Here is a 20,355-nt window from a genome sequence, read left to right as displayed (position 1 = left end):
GACGACAGTGTGGGCGACTATGGAATTGTCCTCCAGCCGCCCCTCAAATTGCAAAATTCTTCTGCCGCCGTTGGGATGGCGTGCCGCGAAACGCCTCCCTATCTGTTCCGCTAACGACAACAACGACGGAACGGGGCAATGGCGAAGCGTCAACTCAAGCTCGGCGCATTCATGCGGCCGATCAGCATTCACACCGGCGCCTGGCGCTATCCCGGGGCCTGGCCCGACGCCAATTTCAACTTCGACCATATCAAGACGCTGATCCGGAAGCTCGAGGCCGGCAAGTTCGACGCCTTCTTCATGGCCGACCATCTTGCCGTGCTCAACATGCCGATCAGCGCGCTGAAGCGCAGCCACACCGTGACGTCGTTCGAGCCGTTCACCCTGCTCTCGGCACTCGCAGCCGTCACCGAGAATATCGGCCTGATCGCGACCGGCTCGACCACCTTCGATGAACCCTATCACGTCGCCCGGCGCTTCGCTTCGCTGGACCACATCTCCGGCGGCCGCGCCGGCTGGAATATCGTCACCACGTCCAATCCGGACGCCGCGTTGAATTTCGGGCTCGACGATCACATGGAGCACGCCGAGCGCTACAGGCGCGCCCGTGAGTTCTACGATGTCGTCACCGGCCTGTGGGACTCCTTCGCCGACGATGCGTTCGTGCGCGACGTCGAGTCCGGGCTGTTCGTCGATCCCGACAAGATGCATGTGCTCAATCATAAGGGCAAATATCTCTCGGTGCGCGGCCCGCTGAACATCGCCCGCCCCGTGCAGGGCTGGCCGGTCATCGTGCAGGCCGGCGCCTCCGACGACGGCAGGCAGCTTGCGGCCGAGACGGCGGAAGCCGTATTCACCGGCGGCGGCAGCCTTGCGGACGGACAGAAGCTCTATGCCGACATCAAGGGCCGCATGGAAAAGATCGGCCGCGATCCCGAGCATCTGAAGATCCTGCCCGGCGCCTTTGTCGTGGTCGGCGACAGCGTCGAGGAAGCCAAGGAGAAGCGCGCGCTGCTCGACAGCCGCGTGCATTACGACAGCGCGATCGCCTCGCTCTCGGTGATCCTCGGCACCGATGCGTCGGCCTTCGATCCCGACGGGCAATTGCCGCCGATCCCGGAAACCAATGCCAGCAAGAGCGGCCGCCAGCGCCTCGTCGATGTCGCCGCGCGCGACAAGCTCACCGTGCGCCAGCTCGCCCAGCGCGTCGGCGGCTATGGCGGGCTTGCCTTCGTCGGCACGCCGCAGACCATCGCCGACCAGATGGAGGAATGGCTGACCGGCCGCGGCAGCGACGGTTTCAACATCATGTTCCCCTATTTGCCGCAGGGCCTGTTCGAGTTCGTCGACAAGGTGGTGCCGGAACTGCAAAAGCGCGGGATTTTCCGCACCGAGTACGAAGGGCGGACCCTGCGCGAGAATTTGGGCCTGCCGCGGCCCAAAAATCAGTTCTTCGAGCGGTAATCGGCCCGGAATCGGGGTGGTTTTGGCTCGGAAATCCTTGACTTTGGACGGTTTCTGGCTAGTTTCCCGGCCAAACGCGGGCCGATTTGGCCGGCTCCCGATATTCCTGCATTTTCGAGGTTTTGCACATGGCCAAAGCGGTCACCATCAAGGTCAAGCTCGTGTCGACGGCCGATACCGGCTTCTATTACGTCGCCAAGAAGAATTCGCGCACCATGACCGACAAGCTGGTCAAGAAGAAGTACGACCCGGTCGCGCGCAAGCACGTCGAGTTCAAGGAAGCCAAGATCAAGTAAGATCGCCTGCTTCCGACGTTTCAAACGGGGCCCTCGCGGCCCCGTTTTTGCTTTGTAGGCCTGCGTCATCCCGCATGATTCCCGGACAAGTCCCGGGCGCAGGGCTCAGATGATCGCAAGCTTGGACGAGGGAAACGCAGGCGGCTACTCGGTCGCCTACGGCCGCGAGGACATCTACTTTCCGGTCTATGTCACGGCCGCTTTGGCCGCGATCTTCCTGACCGCGAGCTGGATCACGGGCGAGATCTATTGGCTGGCGCCGGCGGCGGCGGCGGGCGGCTTCACCTATTACAACATCCCCCTGCTGGAGGCCGGTCGTCCGACCATCGGCGCCAACCAGTACGGCATCTTCATCCAGGCCTTCGGGCTGATTCGCTGGCGCGCCATCACGCGCGTCGACCTCGTCGAAATCGCCGAGCGCGCGATGACCGTTCACGAGTTGCAGATTGCGCTCAACGGGCCGCTCGGCAGCGCGCTGGTGGCCGACTGGCGCAAGCGGCCGGCCTATCGGCTGCTGATGCGCTTGCCGTGGCGCATGGACCATCGTGGCGTGGTCCGCGTCAGTCTCGAGCCATTCGACCGGACGCCCGACGAGATCCACCGGACGTTCGTCAGGATGTGGCGCTACTACCGGAGCTAGCCCTTGAACGCCTCATCACGCAGATGCGCGTCCGCGATACGCGCATCCGGATTGTGTGTAATAGTCATGAACCAAACGAGGCTGAAGAACAGCGACCACGCTGTGTTCCAATAGAACCAGTTCATCGGATCACCTCGAACAGCTTTGATCCGCGCCAGCCGGCGAAGATCGCCGGCCGTGCGGAGTGCCGCCAAAGTCTACTGCACGACCTCGCCGTGCAGTGCCAGATCCAACCCTTCGCGCTCGATGTCCCGCGTCACGCGAAGCCCGACGAAGAGATTGATCACGAACAGGATGATCAGGCTCACGACGGCATCATACACGAAAACCGTCGCGACGCCGATGCATTGATTGAGGAACTGGCCGGGATTTCCCTCCAGAACGCCTGCCGTTCCACCATACTGCTCGACCGCGAACACCCCGGTCAGCAGCGCCCCGACGATGCCGCCGAGGGCATGGACGCCGAAGCAGTCCAGCGCATCATCGTAGCTGAACAGGCGCTTCAAGCCGGTGCATCCCCAGTAGCAGCAGACGCCGGCGGCGATGCCGATGGCGAAAGCGCCGACCGGCCCGACGAAACCGGAGGCCGGCGTGATCGCGACGAGGCCCGCAACGGCACCCGAGCAGATGCCGACAACGGTCGGCTTGCCCTTCAACGCCCATTCCACCAGCATCCAGGTGAAGGCCGCCACTGCGGTGGCGATCTGGGTCACCAGCATGGCCATGCCCGCCTGCATTCCCGCTGTGACGGCGGAGCCGGCGTTGAAGCCGAACCAGCCGACCCACAGCAGCGAGGCGCCGATGAAGGTCAGCACCATATTGTGCGCCGGCCCCGTCTCGACGCGCTTGCCGAGCATGATGGCGCACATCAGGCCGGCCACGCCGGCGTTGATGTGCACAACGGTGCCGCCGGCGAAATCGAGAACCTTGACATACGCGGCATCGTTACCCGCCGAGAATATCCCGTCAGGACCCCAGACCCAATGCGCGATCGGCGCATAGACGAAGATCGCCCACAGCCCGATGAACCAGAGCATCGCCGAGAACTTCATCCGCTCGGCAAACGCGCCGGCAATCAGCGCCGGCGTGATGATGGCGAACGTCATCTGGAAGCAGATGTAAACCGACTCAGGGATGGTCGCGGCAAGCGGATTGGGATTGCCGATGCCACCCTTGCCGATGTCGCTCAGGATGTCCTTGAGGAACATGCGATCCAGACCGCCGATGAACGGCGTGCCGGCACGAAACGCCAGGCTGTAGGTCAGGACGGCAAACAGGATCGTGACCAGGCAGGTGACGGCGAAGCTGGTCATCACAGTGTCGCCGACGTTCTTCTTGCGCACCATGCCGCCGTAGAACAGGCCGAGCCCCGGGATCGTCATCATCAGGACGAGCGCGACGGACGTGAGCATCCAGGCGGTGTCGCCGGAATTCGGTGTGCACTTCTCGAGAATCTTGCCGCCGCAGGCCGGCGGCGCCGCCGCCGCATCCTCAGCCAGCGCGAGGTCGCTGAACAGCAGGCAAAGAACGGCCACTCCCAGCAAGGCAACCATGATTCTCACGAGCTTCTGGCGCGTATATGTCCCAGACTCCATCATCGTCCTCCCTTCACAAGAAATGCCGGTGGTCGGAATGGGCGCAGCGCGCTCCGCGCGTGAGCGCCGAAGGGCCACCTGCGCACTCAGTTGTCGGGATATCTCGAAATGCCGCGTTGCTGACGGCGCGAAGCAGCGAAGTCGTCGCGGCACCAGACCGGACGTAAGGCACAAGGACTTCCTGCTCGGCGGCGCGGCGGAGGCCGTGGTGCGCGGATGGCTGGAGAATGACGGCGACTAGCCTCATCGCGGCCAGCCCTTCCCATGGGTCCCCAAGCCGGAACCGAAGCGACGGCTTCCGGCACGATTTCTAGCCAAATTCAATCAAGATTCGTGCCACCGACGCGTGCGGCGTAACACGTTGAAGACGTTGTGACTTCAATCCGCGCGCAGAACGGCTTCGCGCTCTGCTGCACGTTCTCGTAGCAAGCGATCGATGGAAAAATAGGCAGCAACCGGCGACTGCCTTCGCACGGGGCAGTCGCCGTCTGGCCGGGATCGGAAGCTAGGCGGCCTTGAGCAGCGGCGGTTGCGCCGGCCGGATCAGCGCGAAAGCGACCTGGATGATGCCACCGGCAAGACCGAGCGCGACGCCGATCCGCCAGGCCATGGTGTAGGAGCCGAGCGAGTCGTAGATCAGCCCGCCTCCGTAGGCACCGAGGAAGCTGCCGACCTGGTGGCTCATGAAGGCAAGGCCCTGGATCATCGCCTGCCAGCGCAGACCGAACATCTCGGCCACCGCGCCCGCGACCAGCGGACCGACGCCCATCCAGAGGAAGCCCATGATGGCGCCGAACAGCAACGTCGAGCCCGGCGTTGCCGGCAGCATGAAGTACCAGGCGAGCGCCAGCGAGCGCAGGATGTAGATGCCGCCGAGCAGCGCGAGCTTGTTCCAGCGCTGGCCGGCCCAGCCGAAGAACAGCGAGCCCAGCACGTTGAAGCCGCCGATCATGCCGAGCGTCTGCGCGCTCAGCATCGGATCGAGGCCGCAGATCGCCAGATACGACGGCAGATGCGTGGTGAGGAAGACGAGTTGCATGCCGCAGACCATGTACGCGCAAGTCATCACCACGAAGGACGCGTTGCCGAACGCGGTCTTCGCCGCGATCGCCGCGGTGGCGTTGCCGATATCATCCGCCGCGGGCTTCGGCAGCGGGATCTTGTCGACGCGACCGGCGTACAATGCGGCTGGAATCATCCCGATCGAAAGGATGACGAATCCGGCAAGCCCGACGCGCCAACCGAACCCTTCATTGAGCATCTGGCCGATCGGCGCCGACAGCAACGCGCCGAGCGAGCCTGCGGCGGAGACCATGCCGAGCACGGTCGAACGCACCGTCTCCGACACCGCGCGCGCCGCGACCGACATGGCGATCGCATTCGCGGTGCAGGCGAGCGAAAGGCCGATCAGCACACCGGCGCCGATCATGATGGCGACGAGGCCATGCGCCGTCGTCATCAGCACAAGGCCGGCGATGTAGGCCAGCGCACCGACCACCATGATCGGGCGGAAGCCGTAACGCACCGTCATCGCGCCCGCGAGCGGCTGCAGGAAGCCCCAGGCGAGGTTCTGCACCGCCAGCGCCAGCGTGAAATGCGACACCGAGATGCCGATGTCGTGCGTCAGCGGCTGCATGAAGATGCCAAGGCTCTGCCGCAGCCCCATGCTCAACGTGAGCATGATGGAGGCACCGATCAGAATGGGAAGCGTGGGACGCAGGACCTGCAACAGGGGCATTGTTCTTGTTCTCCCATGACGGCGCGGCACGAGTGCCACAGCCTGCGATTCACGCATGTTTTGGTTACACAGACCTGTGTAGTTAGGCTATACAGGGGGCGACCTGTCAAGCGAAGAGGATCACGGCCGACGCATGGCTTCCCCGCCTCCCAAACAGACCATGAAAGAGCGGATCCTCGAGACCGCCGACAAACTATTCTACCTGCAGGGCATTCGCGCCATCGGCGTCGACACCATCGCGGCCGAGATCGGCATCAGCAAGCGCACCCTCTACAATCACTTCCCGTCGAAGGACGCGCTGATCGAGGCCTATCTGCAGCGCCGCTTCGTGCAGCCCCGCCCCTCCGACAAGCCGCCGGCCGAGCAGATTCTCGCAACCTTCGATTCGCTGGAACGGCGCTTCTCTGCGAAGGACTTTCGCGGCTGTCCGTTCGTGAACGCAGTCGCCGAGCTTGGGCCGGACGACGAGGACAGCACCGTCCGCAATATCGCTGTGGCCTTCAAGGAAAGCCGCCGGGTCTGGTTTCGCGATCTGCTGCGGCAGCTTGGCGTCGCGGATGCCGAGGCACTTGCGACCCAGCTCACGCTCTTGGTCGACGGCTCGATCGCGCAGGACCTGGTGCGCGACGATCCGGCCATGGCGCGTGCGGCGAAGGAAGCCGCCCGCGTGCTGCTGGCGAATGCGGGCGTCAAGGTCGGCGGCCCCGCGCCTGCGGACCAGAAGCGCACTGGATAAATCCGGTTGCGTACCCAAGTCCGGTTTGGTTGTTAGCGGTGAGGCACGCGACGGCATTCCCGATTGGATATTCCGTCAGGCGAGATTGACGGCGACCGCGCGACAACCTGCGGCACAACTGGGGAACGACCATGGAAGATCTAAAGGTGACGGCCACCGGCTACGACTTCGCGCCGCGCGCGCCGCCATGCAACGCTATATCGACAACAATCTGCTGTCCGGCATCTCGTCCGCAGTCATGGTGGGCCGCGAGCTCGTCGACGTCAGCTGCGTCGGATGGGCCGACAAGGAAGCGCAGATCGCGCTGCGCACCGACCACATCTTCCGGGTGTTCTCCAACACCAAGCTGATCACCTCCTGCGCGGCGCTGCTGTTGATCGAGGAAGGCCGTTTCCGGCTCGACGATCCGATCGAGACCTTCATCCCGCAGCTCGGCAACCGCAAGGTGCTGCGGCCGGGCGCGACGTCGATCGATGACACCGAGCCGGCCAGGAGCTCGATCACCATCCGCCAATTGCTGAGCCACAGCGCCGGCTTGAGCTACGGTTTCTTCGATCCCGGCACCGTCATTTTCAAAGCGCTCAACGAGCGCGGCGTGCACAATCCCAACACGACTTTGGCTGAGATGGTCGACGTGCTGGCCGGTCTGCCGCTGATCTATCAGCCGGGCACGTCGTGGGAATACTCGCTCGCGATCGACGTGGTGGCACGCCTCGTGGAAGTCGTCAGCGGCCAGGCCTTCGACAGGTTCATCAAGGCGCGCATTCTCGATCCGCTCGGCATGGTCGATACCGGCTTCGTCGTTCCGCAACACGATCAGGGACGCCTCGTCGCGTATTACGCAGGTGCCGATCTGATGGAGCCGATGAAGCCGGGCCTCACCCGCACCGACAATGCGCCCTTCCCCGGCGCCTATCTGCGCCCGGTCGCCAGGCTCAATGGCGGCGGCGGTCTGGTGTCGACGCTGCCCGATATGATTGCGCTGATCCGCAGCCTGCTGCCCGGCGAACCGACGCTGCTGAAGCCGGACACCATCGCGATGATGATGTCCAACCAGTTGCCCGAAGGACAGTGGATCCGCTTCGCGATGATGGGCGAGCAACCCGGCAAGGCGCACGGACTTGCCGGTGGCCTGATCCTCAACCCCTCGCCGATCGATCACCCCAACGCAGCCGGCGAGTTCTACTGGGGCGGCGTTGCGGGGACGCAGTGGTGGATTTCGCCAAGGACCGGTATCGCCGGCGTCATGATGGCGCAGCGCCAGATGGCGTTCGTCCATCCGTTCTCGTTCGAGTTCAAGCGGATGGCCTATGACGCGGTGAAGCGCGGGCGTTAAGGGTGCTTCGTAGCCCGGATGGAGCGCAGCGAAATCCGGGTATCGCGCCACATGCGCAGACGTCCCGGATTGCGCTTCGCTCCATCCGGGCTACGAGAATTGACTACGCCGCCGCCGAGACCACGCGGTTGCGGCCGTCGTGCTTGGCGCGATAGAGCGCGGTGTCGGCGCGCTTGAGCACGTCGGTGACCTGCTCGCCCTTGCGCTCCAGCGTGGTGAGCCCGATCGAGATCGTGACCGTGATCCGCTTGCCGCCCTTCTCGACGGCAAACGGCTCGCCCGCGATCGAGCGGCGCAGCCGCTCGGCGACCATGCCGGCGACATGCAGATCGGTCTCCGGCATCACGATCACGAACTCCTCGCCGCCGTAGCGGCAGGCGAGATCGATGCCGCGGATCGACTTGCGGATGCGAACGGCGAATTCGCGCAGCACGTCGTCGCCGGCGTCATGGCCGTAGGTGTCGTTGATTGCCTTGAAGTAGTCGATGTCGAGGATCATCAGCGCCAGCGGCTTGCCGCGGATCGAAGCCTGCTCCGCCAAGGTCGCGAGGTGGCTCTCCATGTAGCGCCGGTTATTGAGGCCGGTCAGCGCATCGGTGATCGCCATCTCGATCGAGTTCTGCACATTGTCGCGCAGATGATCGGTGTAGCGGCGGCGGCGGATCTGGGTGCGCGCCCGCGCCAGCAATTCGTTCTTGTCGACCGGACGCAGCAGGTAGTCGTTGACGCCTATCTCGAGCCCGCGCATCAGCCGTGTGTTGTTGTCGGCATCCGAGACCGCGAGGATCGGCACCTGGCGCGTGCGCTCCAGCGAGCGGGCCTGGCTGCACAGCCGCAGGCCATCGAAATTGTCGAGGCTGAGCGATACGATCAGGAGGTCGTAATTGCCCTCGGCGGCGTGGAACAAGGCTTCCGCCGGATTGGTCTCGACGTCGACGGTGTGCTCTGCGGAAAGGATCGGCGCCAGCTTCTCATAGGACGACGGCCGGTCGTCGACCAGCAGGATGCGGCCGCCCGTGCCCCGGTCGGCGATCGCGCTGCGCTCGGGCGCCTGCATGCCGATCTCGAGCGAGGTGATGGCGCGCATGCGCAGCTCATCGGTCATCATCTTCAGCCGCGTCAGCGAGCGCACGCGCGCGATCAGCACGACGTCGGACACCGGTTTGGTCAGGAAGTCATCGGCACCGGCTTCAAGGCCGCGCACGCGATCGGAAGGACTGTCGAGCGCGGTGACGATGACCACCGGAATGAAATGGGTCGCCGGATTCGACTTCAGGCGGCGGCAGACCTCGAAGCCGTCCATATCCGGCATCATGACGTCGAGCAGGATGATGTCGCATTCGGCGCGCGCGCAGATCTCCAGCGCCTCGTTCCCGTTGGAAGCGGTCAGCACATCGAAATATTCGGCTGACAGCCGGGCTTCCAACAGCTTCACGTTCGCCGGAACGTCATCGACGACGAGGATACGCGCGGACATGGCACCACAACTCCCCTATCCGATAAAGCGTCGGACAGTCTCAATAAATTTGCCGACCGAGATCGGCTTGGACAAATAGGCTTCGCAGCCGCCCTCGCGGATGCGTTCTTCGTCACCCTTCATGGCGAAGGCGGTGACCGCGACCACCGGAATCGTGCGCAGCTCGGGATCGTCCTTGATCCAGCGCGTAACCTCGAGGCCGGAAACCTGAGGCAGTTGAATATCCATCAGGATGAGGTCGGGGCGCAGCTTGCGGACGAGATCGAGCGCTTCGAAGCCATTGCTGGTGCCCGAAGTCTGATAGCCATGCGCCTCCAACAGATCGCGAAAGAGCTTCATATTGAGCTCGTTGTCCTCCACGATCAGGACGGTTTTGGCCATCCCGTCCCTCCCAGACTTAGGAAACAGGCCCGGCTGCGGCACCTCACGCACCGCGCGCGGAGCGCGTCGAAAATGTGAATTCAAACTAGCGCCAGAATCGCTCTAACCCGTTAACCCGTAGTCCAACTTCCGCAGCGTGGTTTCCGTTGCTTGAACACATGCGGAAGACTCGGGCATGATGGGCCTCTCATTAGAGACCATAAGTTAACGGAAAGGCAAATCGGCGCGTTGAAAAAGCCTGTTCACAACCCCCGGGAAGTCGCTGAAATCGTTGCGATTCAGGCGCTCGGCTTCATTGCCGGCGATCCCGAGCGGCTGGGCTTGTTCCTGGCCGAAACCGGAATCGGTCCGGAGACGCTGCGGAACGCTGCGTCCAATCCTCAATTTCTTGCGAGCGTGCTCGATTTCGTGATGCGCGACGATGCCACAGTGAAGGCGTTCGCCGCGGCCTCCGAACTGCACCCGACCAACATCGCTGCCGCCCACCAGGTGCTGGGCGACCCGAAATGGGAGCGCGACGTGCCGTGACGACGGCAGCGCCAGCTACCGACGGCCCCCTCAGTTTCTGCCGAGACTGCCTCGGCGATCTCGATATCAAGGTGAAGCGATGCAGCCATTGTGGCTCGCCGCGGCTGGTCCGTCATCGCACCCTGCCCGCGCTGGCGCTGGCGCATATCGACTGCGACGCGTTCTATGCCACCGTCGAGAAGCGCGACAATCCTGACATCGCCGACCGCCCCGTCATCATCGGCGGCGGCAAGCGCGGCGTGGTGTCGGCTGCCTGCTATATCGCGCGCACCTACGGCGTCCGCTCGGCGATGCCGATGTTCAAGGCGCTGGAACTCTGCCCCGACGCCACCGTGATCCCGCCCGACATGGCGAAATATGTCCGGGTCGGGCGCGAGGTGCGCCACGCGATGCAGGCGTTGACCCCGCTGGTCGAGCCGCTGTCGATCGACGAGGCCTTCCTCGATCTTTCCGGCACGCAGCGCGTCCACGGCATGATCCCGGCCAAGGTGCTCGCCAAATTCGCCCGCGACGTCGAGCGCGATATCGGCATCACGGTATCGGTCGGGCTCTCCTGCAACAAGTTCCTCGCCAAGATCGCCTCCGACCTCGACAAGCCCAGGGGCTTCGCCACGCTCGACCAGGACGAGGCGCGCGAGATGCTGGCCAGCAAGCCGGTCGGCTTCATCTACGGCGTTGGCCCTGCGACGCAGGAGAAGCTCGTGCAGCGCGGCTTCCGCGTCATCGCCGACCTGCAGCGCGCCGACGAGAATGAGCTGATGAAGCAGTTCGCCAGCGAAGGCCGCAGGCTGTGGCGGCTGGCGCGCGGCATCGACGACCGCAGCGTGGTGCCCGATCGCGGCGCCAAGACGATCTCGAGCGAGACCACCTTCGAGACCGACATCCGCGATTTTGCAATCCTGGAAAAGCTGCTCTGGAAGCTGTCGGAGAAGACCTCGGCGCGGCTGAAGAGCAGCGACCTCTCGGGCTGCACCATCACGCTGAAGCTGAAGACCGCCGACTTCCGCCAGCGCACGCGCTCGCAATCGATCCAGACGCCGACCCAATTGGCCGCAAAGATCTTTGCGGTGACGCGCGAGATGCTGGCCAAGGAGATCGACGGCACCGCCTTCCGCCTGATGGGCACCGGCGTCAGCGCGCTGCGCCCCGGCGCACAGGCCAGCGACTCCGACATGCTCGACCGCCGCTCGGCGCACGCCGAACGCGCGATCGACAATCTGCGCAAGAAGTTCGGCAACGCCGCCGTGATCCGGGGCATTGCCTATGAGGGGCCGGGAAAGAGCGCGGAGGAAGAGTAGGTCTTAGTTGACGTCACCCTGAGGTGCGAGCGAAGCGAGCCTCGAAGGGTGCGCGGAAAGACCGGGGCCGTCGCCCTTCGAGACGCGCGCGATGCGCGCTCCTCCAGCGACAACGGCAAGGCCGTTGCGCGGGGGTGACGGTACCTTCAGCGTCATGATGAGCGTCAATCCGCGACGGCCACCGCCTCGATCTCAATCAGCCATTCCGGCGCCGCGAGCGCGGTGACGCCGACGAGCGTCGAGGCCGGCGGCTCCATGCCCTCGAAGAACGCCGAACGCGCCTTGCCGATGATCGGGCGAAGCTCCGGTCTGTAGCCGACGACGAAGGTCGTGATCTTGACGATGTTGGAATAGCTCGCCCCGGCGGCCTTCAACGCCATGCCGAGGTTCTGCATCACCTGCGTCGTCTGCGCGGCGAGATCGCCGGCACCGACCACCCGGCCCTCCTCGTCGACCGACACCTGACCCGAAATGTAGATCGTGCGTGCGCCCGACGCGACGACGACGTGGGAGTAAGCCGGATTGTGATGCAGGCCGCTGGGGCGCAGATGGTCGAGCTTGCTCATGATGTGCCTCCCTGACACGCGTGTTTTGGGAAGCGTACTCGGGTCGGACGGTTCCGGCCAGTGCGGTCTCGCAGAGGGCTCAGGCTTGCTCCGCTGTCGTCCCGGCGAAAGCCGGGACGACGCCGAATGGGTGGCGTCACTTGCAGGGTTTGGAATCCCTGACGTCGAACTTGTCCAGCGCGCCCGAGATCACGAAGTCGTTGTAATCCAGTACCAGCGCGCGGGAGACGCCGTTCTCATAGAGCTCGAACGACATCGCGTAGACCGGCGTCTGCTCGCCATCCTTGGCCCGCGCGTCGCTGTCGTAGTAGCTCACCGTCACCGGCCAGCGCGTCATGGTTTTCATCGCGTCGCTCGCGGTCGACGGATCGGGCGATGACGGCGCACGGTCGCCTGCGATCGGCCGGCCGATCACGGTCAGCGTGTTGTAGACCTTCTCGCCATTGTCGGAGCCGTCATAGACGGTCTGTTCGAGCACCGATTTACCGTCGCGGGCGGCGGCGATGATGCGCTGGATCTGCTCGGTCGGGAACACGATCTTGCCGTCGAGATTGAAGGTCTTCTTCACCGGCTGGGTCAGCTTCACGGTGATATGATCGCCCACACGCTCGGCGATACCGTCGACCGGCGACGAGTCACTGTCGTTCATCCGCGTGTCGATCTTGAAGCGGTAGCTCTTGCCGGACGCGTCCTCCCAGGACGAGGAGCGCAGATCGGACAAAGTCACTTTGCCCTCGCCGCTGTCGAGCTCGGACACCTGGCGGAATTCGGAGGTGTAGCCTTCGCAGGAGCTGCCGGAGAAATTGTACAGGATGCGCCCGCGCGCATCGCTGACCGAATTGGAGCCGCGCGATTTCACAAGGCTCAGATCGTACAGCGCCTGATGCGCCAGAAACGGCCCGCCGGCCGCAGCGGCCGCCCCATGAACCAGACCGGTTCCTGCGGCGACGGCGATCGTGAGCACCAGGGCACGCGACGGATTCCGAAACGGCAAGGTCATGGTTTTTCCTCGATGAGGCAGGGATTCGCCACAATAGTGACGGTGGTATTGCGCCGCAACTGGGGCAACTCTGACAAATAGCAATGTAAGGAGCGAGTTTTGCCGTCATTTTTGGCAGTTTTCCGTGCGATTCCGTACGTCACGGCTGCGCGCCCCTCACCTTACCGTCGCTTGCAACGGGCGGCACGATGCGCGAAACAATCGAAACAAACTTGGCCCTGACCGCGTTTCAGGCTTCGTACAAATCCAATTGGGGAACAAAAATGGCGGGTACCGTCGAACAGAAACTGGCGTCACAGGGCATCACACTTCCGGAGCCGACCTCCCCGGTCGCGAACTATGTCCCCTTCGTTCGCAGCGGAAACCTGTTGTTCGTCTCGGGCCAGGTCTGTTTCAACGCCGAAGGCAAGCTGATCGCCAAGGGCAAGCTCGGCGCCGGCGTCACGCTCGAGCAAGGCGTCGCCGCGGCGCAGGGCTGCGCGATCAACCTCTTGGCCCAGGTCAAGGCCGCCCTCGGCGATCTCGACAAGGTCGTGCGCGTGGTGCGCTTGGGCGGCTTCATCAACTCGGCGCAGGACTTCTTCGACGGACCGAAGGTGCTGAACGGCGCTTCCGACCTGATGGTTGCTGCGTTCGGCGACAAGGGCCGCCATGCCCGCACCACCGTCGGCGTCGCCTCGCTGCCGGCGGACGCCGCGGTCGAGGTCGAAGGCGTGTTCGAAGTCGCCTGATCGATGCGCGCCCCTGATTGGCTGACGAAGCGGCCGGTCGCCCATCGCGGCCTGCATGATGCCGCACGCGGTATCATCGAGAACATGCCGGCCGCGGCCAACACGGCGGTCGCCGGCAATTTCGCGATCGAGTGCGATATCCAGCTCACCGCCGATGGTGAGGCGATGGTGCATCACGACGATGCGCTCGGCCGCCTCACTGAGGGTTCCGGCCTGCTGTCGACCAAGACCGCAGCCGAGCTGAAGGCGGTGAAATTCAAGAACACCGCCGAGCAGATGATGACACTCGGCGACCTCTGCACGCTGGTCGCCGGCCGCGTCCCGCTGGTGGTCGAGGTGAAGAGCCATTTCGACGGCGACCGCAAGCTGGTTCGGCGGATGGCCGAGGTGCTGTCGTCCTATTCCGGCCCTGTCGTCGGCATGTCGTTCGATCCCGACCAGGTGCTGGCGTTGCGCGAGACCATGCCGAACCTGCCGCGCGGCATCACCGCCCAGCGCACCTATGACGACAGTTCCTGGACCAAGCTGACGCCGGCCCAGCGCGACGGCATGCTGCATCTGCGCCACGGCTTCAAGACCGAGCCGCATTTCGTTGCCTTCTGGGTCAACCAGCTGCCGGCGCCGGCGCCCTGGGTCGCCCGCAACGTGTTCGGCTGCCCGCTGCTGGCGTGGACCGTGCGGACGGCGGAACAGCGCGAGCGCGCGGCCCGCTACGCCGACCAGATGATTTTCGAGGGGTTTGTGCCGGGAACCTGACATGTCGCCGGCAGTCTTGAACTCGTCGCCGCGACGCACGATCTTGGCAAGGGTTGGTCAAAGCGTTGGTCGTCATCGGCGATGGCGGAATGCGGAGCATGATCCGGAAGTGGAGCCAGCTGTTCCGGAAAGATCATGCTCAAAAGAGGCACCGGTCTTCACTCTCGATGGCGTCGTCTGAAATCACCCTAGAGGCTGTAGCTGACATCGGCGGCATTCCGGCCACGGAATGGGACGCCTGCGCCAATCCGATGGCGGATGCGGACAGCATTCACAACCTCGACACGCTGGCTTCGCCCGGCTCCGCAGGCGATTGCCAAACGGTCGCAAGTTCGAGCTATAACCCCTTCGTCTCCCACGCTTTTTTCGCCGCCGCTGAGGCCTCCAATTCAGCCTGCCCGCGAACCGGCTGGGGCCCCCGGCATCTGATAGCAAAGCTCGATGGCCGGATCGTCGGCGTCGTGCCATGTTATCTGAAATCGCACTCGCAGGGCGAATACGTGTTCGACCGCGGCTGGGCCGAGGCCTATCACCGCGCCGGCGGCAGCTACTATCCGAAGCTGCAGGTCTCCGTCCCCTTCACGCCCGCGACCGGGCCACGGCTGTTGATCCGCGACGGCGTCGACCGCGAGGCGATCGGCTCGGCGCTGGCGCGGGGCCTGCGGGCGCTCTGCAACGCCACTGAAGCCTCCTCCGTGCACGTCACCTTTGCCCGCGAGGACGAGGCAAAGTTCTTGGGCGCACACGGTTTCCTGCAACGGACCGACCAGCAGTTCCACTGGCACAATCAAGGCTACAAGAGCTTCGACGATTTCCTGGGATCGCTGAACTCCCGTCACCGCAAGGGCATCAAGCGCGAACGCCGTGAGGCGGTTACCGCCGGGATCACCATCCACTGGCTGACCGGCTCAGATATCACCGAGGACGCCTGGGACGCGTTCTTCGAGTTCTACATGGAGACCGGTTCGCGCAAATGGGGCCGGCCGTATCTGACCCGAGAGTTCTTCTCGCTGATCGGCGAGAGCATGAGCCGGGACGTGTTGCTCATCATGGCCAAGCGCGATGGCCGCTGGATCGCCGGCGCCATCAACTTCATCGGCTCGGACACCCTGTTCGGCCGCAACTGGGGTGCGATCGAGCATCATCCGTTCCTGCATTTCGAGGTCTGCTACTACCAGGCGATCGATTTCGCGGTTCAACGCGGGCTCAAGGTGGTCGAGGCCGGCGCGCAGGGCGAGCACAAGCTGGCGCGCGGCTACCTGCCGCAGACCACCCATTCGGCGCATTTCATTGCCGATCCCGGGTTGCGCCGCGCGATCGCCGATTACCTCAAGCGCGAGCGCGATTACGTCGCCGAGGTCGGCCGCGAACTCAGCGAGGCCGGCCCGTTCCGCAAGACTGTCGACGACGACGCTTGACGTTTCGAAGGTGACCTAGACATTAGCGTCATAAAATTGAGGAGCCGCCGCCATGCCCGCCGCCTACGACGACAACAACCCCTTCGCAAAAATCCTGCGCGGTGAGTTTCCTTGCTACGAGGTCTACGAGAACGAGCACGTGCTCGCTTTCCTCGACATCATGCCGCGCTCGCCGGGGCATACGCTCGTCATCCCGAAGGCCCCTGCCCGCAATATTCTCGACATCACGCCCGACGACTACGCCCACGTCGCGCGCGCCGCCCACAAGATCGCCGCCGCCGCGATGAAGGCGTTCGAGGCCGACGGCATCACCGTGCAGCAATTCAATGAGCCCGCCGGCGGCCAGGTCGTGTTTCATCTCCACATGCACGTGATGCCGCGCAAGGACGGCGTCGCGCTGTTGCCGCCCGCCAGCCACAAGGAAGACGGCAAGGTGCTGGAAGCGAATGCGGCGAAACTGATCGCGGCGTTGAAGTAAACTGCGCGCCGCATACGCGATCTCGTAGTCCGGATCTACCGTCGTCATTCCGGGGCGCGCCACTTGGCGCGAGCCCGGAATCCATCGTTACAAAAATGCTGAACTAACGAAGGGTCACGCCAGCGGCGCGATGGATTCCGGGCTCGTCGCTGTGCGACGCCCCGGAATGACGACGGAGAGACCCTCACTCCGTCTCGAAATCCCCGGCCTGCGGCGGAGCCAGCGGGGTGAATTCGCAGCGGTCGGGCTTGACGTCGATCAATGGCGTCTCGTCGAGGCAGTCGAGGCCGCGCACCAGGATGACGTTGCCTTCGACGCCGACCAGCTTGACGATCGAGGTCCCGATCGGGTTCGGCCGCACCGGCGAGCGCAAGGAGAAGGTGCCGCGGGTGTTGCCGTTGTTCTTCGGGCTTTGCAGCACGATGTCGCGGCGCGACTGGTGCAGCCAGTACAGCACTTCGAGGTTCGAGTAGAAATCGACGCCCTTGATCGCGGCGACCCAGGGCTCGAAGATCTCGAGCCGGCACACCGGGCCGTCATGCCGCCCCTGCCGCGGCGTCGCGAGCCGCGAGGTCCAGGGTGTGCGGATACGACCGATGAAGACAAGCCCGGCGTCGCGTGCCGTCGGCATGTCGACGGCGACCTCGCCCTGGCGCAATTCCATTTCACGTACCATGTGTCAGTCCAACGATATGTTCAGCGCCTTGACCACGCCCGCCCACCGCGCGCGATCGGTGTCCACGAATCTGTCGATCTCGGCCTGGCTCTTTACGCGCAGCGGCGGAAAGCCGATCCTGACCAGCGAAGCGCGAAACGCCTCGTCGTTCAAGGCCCGGTCCAGGCTCGCCTTGATCTTGTCGGCAATCTCGTCAGGCACTTTCGACGGCGCCGCAATACCATACCAGACGCTGACCGCATAATCGGGGTAGCCGCTCTCGGCAATCGTCGGCAGATCGGGCAGATCGGGGATGCGCTCGGTCGAGGTGACGGCGAGCGCGCGCAGCATGCCTGACTTGACCGGCGGCAGCGCGGTGCCGAGCGTGTCGAACATCAGCTGGATGTTGCCTGACAGGAGGTCGGTCAGCGCGGGTCCCGCCCCCTTGTACGGCACGTGGGTCATCTCGACGCCGGCCATCTGCTTGAACATCTCGCCGGCAAGATGAACCGTGCCGCCGGTGCCGGCCGATCCGAAATTGAGCTTTCCGGGATTCTTCTTGGCGTAGGCGACGAACTCCGCGATCGTCTTGGCCGGGACGGACGGATGCACCTCCATGATCATCGGCGCATCCGTGATCACGGACAACAGGCGGAAATCCCTGGCCGGATCGTAGGGCAGCTTCTTGTAGAGCAGCGGATTGAGCACGAAGATCGAGGCGGCCGTCACGAACAGCGTGTAGCCGTCGGGATCGGAACGCGCCACGGCCTCGGCGCCGATCGCGCCCTGCGCGCCGGCCTTGTTCTCGACCACGACCACCTGCTTGAGATCGCGCCCGAGATATTCGCCGACGATGCGGCCGAGCACGTCGGTCGGGCCGCCCGCGGCGTAGGGCACCACGAGCTTGATCGGACGTGACGGATAGTCCGCGGCACGCGCAGGCAGCGCTGCTGTCAGCAAGGCAGTCAGAGCCACGATGAAGGCCGATGATGCGCGCCGCTGCATGACGTTCCCCCATTATTGTTTTCTTGGAGAACGAGAGTAACGGATAATGCGGTCGCCGCAATCAGCCGGGCCAGTATTTGCCTGACAGCATGACGATTTCGCCCACGATCACGCCGGCGAAGATCGATTTCCTCGCCAGCATGAACGCCACGAAGCCTGCGGCAACGGCGCCGTAACGCAGCCAGTCCGGCACGCTGGCGAGCGCGCCCGGCGGCTGCACTACAATCTGCGCGATGATACCGGCGAGGATCGCGGTGGCGACCGCCCTCACCCAGACCAAAAGCTCCGAGTTCTCGTCGATGCCGCCGCCGAACCACAGGCCGAGCATGCGCCAGATCTGGTTGGGGATGACGCCCGCCACGAACAGGATCGCGAGCGCGTGCCAGTCGCCGATGAAGCTACTCATGCGCTCGCCTTCACGATGCCCGCCCTCGCCCGGTGCACGCCGTAGGCAATGGTTCCTGCGACGACGCCGCTGACCAGGATGTCGACGCCGCTGTTCAGCATCGCCGCCAGCGGGAACAGCAATAGCCCAAGCACCAGCGCGATGACGTCGGCGAGTTCGCGGCAGTTGCGCGCAGTGGAGAACAGGAAGGCGAGCGGCGTCAGCATCAGCATGCCGGCGGCCAACAGCGGCGTGAGGTTGGCCGCGAGCGTGTAGCCGATCGTATTCGCGATCAGGCAGACCGACACCAGCCCGCAGCCGAGTCCGTGGATGAAGGCGATCCGCCGGTTGCGCGGCACCTGCGGCAGGAAGCGGAAGCATTCGACCCACAGCGTCACAGCCGTCAGATGCGCCACCAGGATCAGATGCCGGCGCTTGGTGTCTTCGGTGCGCATCATCGGCAACACCGACACCACCATCGGAAACAGCCTGATCGCGCTGACGGTGACCGCGATCGCCGATTGCAGCACGGTGGCGCCGGAGCCGAGCGTCGTGATCACGATAATCTGCGCGGGGCCTGCCCAGACGAACGCCGTGCTCGCCAGGGTCCAGCCCAGCGAGAAGCCGGAATCATGCGCCAGTGCACCGATGCCGAGATAGGTCGCAAACAGCACGAGGGTCAGCACGGTGGCGCCGATCGATCGCGCGCCCCACAGGAAGGCGCGGAACGAGGTCTGCCATTGCGGAGAATCGAGCGGAGGGAGCGCCACGGGGAGCCGGATGGTTTTGCAATATCGGCGGCTTACGGCGCTGACAACGCAGGGTCAAGCAAGCGGCTGTACAGCGCTGCTATGCGCCTTGGTAGCCCGGATGAAGCGAAGCGCAATCCGGGGCACCTCTCGCCCGTTGCAAGAGCGGCCCCGGATTTCGCTGGCGCTTTATCCGGGCTACGGGAGCTGCGCAATCACGCCCTGTTCTTCAGCACGAAGCACGCCCCGCCCGCCTTGCGGATGCGGTTGCAGAGGCCGTCGGCCTCGGGGCGCGTGTCGGCGCCGATGCGGACCTGGTAGAACATCGCGCTGCCGCGGCTGCGCAGCCGCGAGCCGAGCAGGCTCGGATCCTGATCGCCGATCACGCTCGACAGCCGCTTTATGGCACGGGCATACATCGCAAGCGCCTTGTCGCGGCTGAAGCCGGCGGCGAGCTGCACGCCCCACACCTTGGCCGCCGACAGCGTGATGTGCTGCTCGAGCCCGGCCACGAACGGATTCGGCGCGCGCTTCAACAGCGCCATCAGCTCACGGCAGCTCGCGGTCGGCGCACGCTGTGGCATCTTGCCATTGCGGCCGGCCGCAGCCCAGTCGTCGACGCTGGAGCCGGTGATTGCGGAAACGTAATTGCGGGTCTCCTGCGGCATGTATCCGGAGCCGGCGAGCCAGTCCTGGATCCGGCGCGGGCCGGCGTTGTAGGCGGCAGCCGCGAGGCCGAGATTGCCGAACTGGTTGCGCAGCTCGCTGAGGAATTCTGCCGACTTCGGCAGCGCCTGCACCGGATCGAGCGGATCGAGCAACCCACGCTCGTTTGCCGTGCCCGGCATGAACTGCGCGATGCCCTGCGCGCGCTGGCCGCTCCGGGTCATGGGACCGACCGCATCAGCCTGGAATCGGCTCTCCTGCCAGATCACGCGCGCGAAGAATTCGAGCGGCAAATCGTTCGCCCGCGCTGCCGACTCGATCATCAGGCACATCGCCTCGCGGGTGTCGCTCTCGCGCGCGTCATCCGTGGGCTTGTCGGTTGCCGCGGCGGGCTTCTCGGCAGGTGGCGCGGGCGTGTCTGGCTGAGGCGCGGCAGGTTTCCCGGCTGATGGTGCGG

24 protein-coding genes are annotated in these 20,355 nt (G+C 64.6%); 12 read left to right on the top strand and 12 right to left on the bottom strand.

Annotation, left to right across the window (positions count from 1 at the left end; all coding sequences use genetic code 11):
• The first annotated feature begins 138 nt into the window (after positions 1-138).
• From H8B02_RS21220 to H8B02_RS21210, 3 genes are all read left to right on the top strand, one after another.
• Entirely contained in the window at positions 139-1,464 is a 1,326-nt protein-coding gene (locus H8B02_RS21220; RefSeq protein ID WP_229168008.1) for an LLM class flavin-dependent oxidoreductase, read from the top strand.
• Between the two features lie 128 nt (positions 1,465-1,592).
• Positions 1,593-1,760, top strand: coding sequence for a 50S ribosomal protein L33 (gene rpmG / locus H8B02_RS21215; RefSeq protein WP_018271988.1), 168 nt, complete (start codon positions 1,593-1,595; stop codon positions 1,758-1,760).
• Positions 1,761-1,869: 109 nt separating this feature from the next.
• The gene (locus H8B02_RS21210) at positions 1,870-2,400 is read left to right on the top strand and encodes a hypothetical protein (RefSeq protein ID WP_229168007.1); all 531 of its coding nucleotides are present in this window, start codon (positions 1,870-1,872) and stop codon (positions 2,398-2,400) included.
• Here the strand turns inward: H8B02_RS21210 and H8B02_RS21205 are convergent.
• Both H8B02_RS21205 and H8B02_RS21200 read right to left on the bottom strand, forming a co-directional pair.
• The gene (locus H8B02_RS21205; RefSeq protein ID WP_092114810.1) at positions 2,397-2,594 is read right to left on the bottom strand and encodes a hypothetical protein; all 198 of its coding nucleotides are present in this window, start codon (positions 2,592-2,594) and stop codon (positions 2,397-2,399) included. The two genes, H8B02_RS21210 and H8B02_RS21205, sit on opposite strands and share 4 nt — an antisense overlap.
• 3 nt (positions 2,595-2,597) lie before the next feature.
• Entirely contained in the window at positions 2,598-3,998 is a 1,401-nt protein-coding gene (locus H8B02_RS21200) for an ammonium transporter (RefSeq protein WP_376711694.1), read from the bottom strand.
• Here H8B02_RS21200 and H8B02_RS21195 point away from each other — a divergent pair.
• Entirely contained in the window at positions 3,952-4,236 is a 285-nt protein-coding gene (locus H8B02_RS21195) for a hypothetical protein (protein WP_229168006.1), read from the top strand. The genes H8B02_RS21200 and H8B02_RS21195 overlap by 47 nt on opposite strands.
• 264 nt (positions 4,237-4,500) lie before the next feature.
• On the opposite strand, the gene H8B02_RS21190 is transcribed toward H8B02_RS21195, so the two are convergent.
• A complete protein-coding gene (locus H8B02_RS21190; protein WP_229168005.1) occupies positions 4,501-5,733 on the bottom strand; it encodes an MFS transporter in 1,233 nt (410 codons plus the stop codon).
• 133 nt (positions 5,734-5,866) lie between these two features.
• Between H8B02_RS21190 and H8B02_RS21185 the strand changes: the two genes are divergently transcribed.
• Together H8B02_RS21185 and H8B02_RS21180 are read left to right on the top strand one after the other, a co-directional pair.
• Entirely contained in the window at positions 5,867-6,469 is a 603-nt protein-coding gene (locus H8B02_RS21185; RefSeq protein WP_229168004.1) for a TetR/AcrR family transcriptional regulator, read from the top strand.
• Between the two features lie 187 nt (positions 6,470-6,656).
• The gene (locus H8B02_RS21180; protein WP_229168003.1) at positions 6,657-7,805 is read left to right on the top strand and encodes a serine hydrolase domain-containing protein; all 1,149 of its coding nucleotides are present in this window, start codon (positions 6,657-6,659) and stop codon (positions 7,803-7,805) included.
• 103 nt (positions 7,806-7,908) lie between these two features.
• On the opposite strand, the gene H8B02_RS21175 is transcribed toward H8B02_RS21180, so the two are convergent.
• Positions 7,909-9,282 (bottom strand): PleD family two-component system response regulator, encoded by a 1,374-nt coding sequence (locus H8B02_RS21175; RefSeq protein ID WP_229168002.1) that lies wholly within the window; start codon positions 9,280-9,282, stop codon positions 7,909-7,911.
• A gap of 15 nt (positions 9,283-9,297) precedes the next feature.
• On the bottom strand, positions 9,298-9,663 hold the full coding sequence (locus tag H8B02_RS21170; RefSeq protein ID WP_057845669.1) for a response regulator: 366 nt from the start codon (positions 9,661-9,663) through the stop codon (positions 9,298-9,300).
• Between the two features lie 228 nt (positions 9,664-9,891).
• Here H8B02_RS21170 and H8B02_RS21165 point away from each other — a divergent pair, with 228 nt between their 5' ends.
• Both H8B02_RS21165 and H8B02_RS21160 read left to right on the top strand, forming a co-directional pair.
• The gene (locus tag H8B02_RS21165; protein ID WP_050425563.1) at positions 9,892-10,191 is read left to right on the top strand and encodes a DUF3572 domain-containing protein; all 300 of its coding nucleotides are present in this window, start codon (positions 9,892-9,894) and stop codon (positions 10,189-10,191) included.
• Positions 10,170-11,489 (top strand): DNA polymerase IV, encoded by a 1,320-nt coding sequence (locus tag H8B02_RS21160; RefSeq protein ID WP_229168001.1) that lies wholly within the window; start codon positions 10,170-10,172, stop codon positions 11,487-11,489. The genes H8B02_RS21165 and H8B02_RS21160 overlap by 22 nt, the downstream gene beginning before the upstream one ends.
• 164 nt (positions 11,490-11,653) lie before the next feature.
• Here the strand turns inward: H8B02_RS21160 and H8B02_RS21155 are convergent, their stop codons facing one another.
• The gene (locus H8B02_RS21155; RefSeq protein WP_229168000.1) at positions 11,654-12,055 is read right to left on the bottom strand and encodes a RidA family protein; all 402 of its coding nucleotides are present in this window, start codon (positions 12,053-12,055) and stop codon (positions 11,654-11,656) included.
• Positions 12,056-12,191: 136 nt separating this feature from the next.
• Entirely contained in the window at positions 12,192-13,055 is an 864-nt protein-coding gene (locus H8B02_RS21150; protein WP_229167999.1) for a cell envelope integrity EipB family protein, read from the bottom strand.
• Positions 13,056-13,318: 263 nt separating this feature from the next.
• Here H8B02_RS21150 and H8B02_RS21145 point away from each other — a divergent pair, with 263 nt between their 5' ends.
• The 4 genes from H8B02_RS21145 (at position 13,319) to H8B02_RS21130 (ending at position 16,438) form a co-directional block, all read left to right on the top strand.
• On the top strand, positions 13,319-13,786 hold the full coding sequence (locus H8B02_RS21145) for a RidA family protein (protein ID WP_229167998.1): 468 nt from the start codon (positions 13,319-13,321) through the stop codon (positions 13,784-13,786).
• Between the two features lie 3 nt (positions 13,787-13,789).
• Entirely contained in the window at positions 13,790-14,542 is a 753-nt protein-coding gene (locus H8B02_RS21140) for a glycerophosphodiester phosphodiesterase (protein WP_229167997.1), read from the top strand.
• A 167-nt stretch (positions 14,543-14,709) separates the two neighbouring features.
• Positions 14,710-15,960 carry a GNAT family N-acetyltransferase gene (locus H8B02_RS21135; RefSeq protein ID WP_229167996.1) on the top strand — a complete coding sequence of 417 codons (1,251 nt, stop codon included), beginning with the start codon at positions 14,710-14,712 and terminating at the stop codon, positions 15,958-15,960.
• A 52-nt stretch (positions 15,961-16,012) separates the two neighbouring features.
• On the top strand, positions 16,013-16,438 hold the full coding sequence (locus tag H8B02_RS21130; RefSeq protein ID WP_229167995.1) for an HIT domain-containing protein: 426 nt from the start codon (positions 16,013-16,015) through the stop codon (positions 16,436-16,438).
• 184 nt (positions 16,439-16,622) lie between these two features.
• Here H8B02_RS21130 and tsaA read toward each other — a convergent pair whose 3' ends face one another.
• From tsaA to H8B02_RS21105, 5 genes are all read right to left on the bottom strand, one after another.
• Positions 16,623-17,114, bottom strand: a complete 492-nt coding sequence (gene tsaA / locus H8B02_RS21125) for a tRNA (N6-threonylcarbamoyladenosine(37)-N6)-methyltransferase TrmO (RefSeq protein WP_074128941.1) — start codon at positions 17,112-17,114, stop codon at positions 16,623-16,625.
• Positions 17,115-17,117: 3 nt separating this feature from the next.
• On the bottom strand, positions 17,118-18,098 hold the full coding sequence (locus H8B02_RS21120; protein ID WP_229167994.1) for a Bug family tripartite tricarboxylate transporter substrate binding protein: 981 nt from the start codon (positions 18,096-18,098) through the stop codon (positions 17,118-17,120).
• A gap of 61 nt (positions 18,099-18,159) precedes the next feature.
• On the bottom strand, positions 18,160-18,504 hold the full coding sequence (locus H8B02_RS21115) for a branched-chain amino acid transport AzlD family protein (protein WP_229167993.1): 345 nt from the start codon (positions 18,502-18,504) through the stop codon (positions 18,160-18,162).
• Positions 18,501-19,253: an AzlC family ABC transporter permease gene (locus H8B02_RS21110; protein WP_229167992.1), complete on the bottom strand. Its 753-nt coding sequence runs from the start codon at positions 19,251-19,253 to the stop codon at positions 18,501-18,503. The genes H8B02_RS21115 and H8B02_RS21110 overlap by 4 nt, the downstream gene beginning before the upstream one ends.
• A 194-nt stretch (positions 19,254-19,447) precedes the next feature.
• Positions 19,448-20,355 (bottom strand): lytic transglycosylase domain-containing protein (locus H8B02_RS21105; RefSeq protein WP_229167991.1); only part of this gene is annotated, 908 nt, incomplete at its 5' end.

The organism is Bradyrhizobium altum (genome assembly GCF_020889705.1).
In the GTDB taxonomy this organism is placed as follows: domain Bacteria; phylum Pseudomonadota; class Alphaproteobacteria; order Rhizobiales; family Xanthobacteraceae; genus Bradyrhizobium; species Bradyrhizobium altum.
The sequence above is the reverse complement of the archived record's forward strand: the minus strand, read 5'-3'. Positions and strand labels throughout refer to the sequence as shown.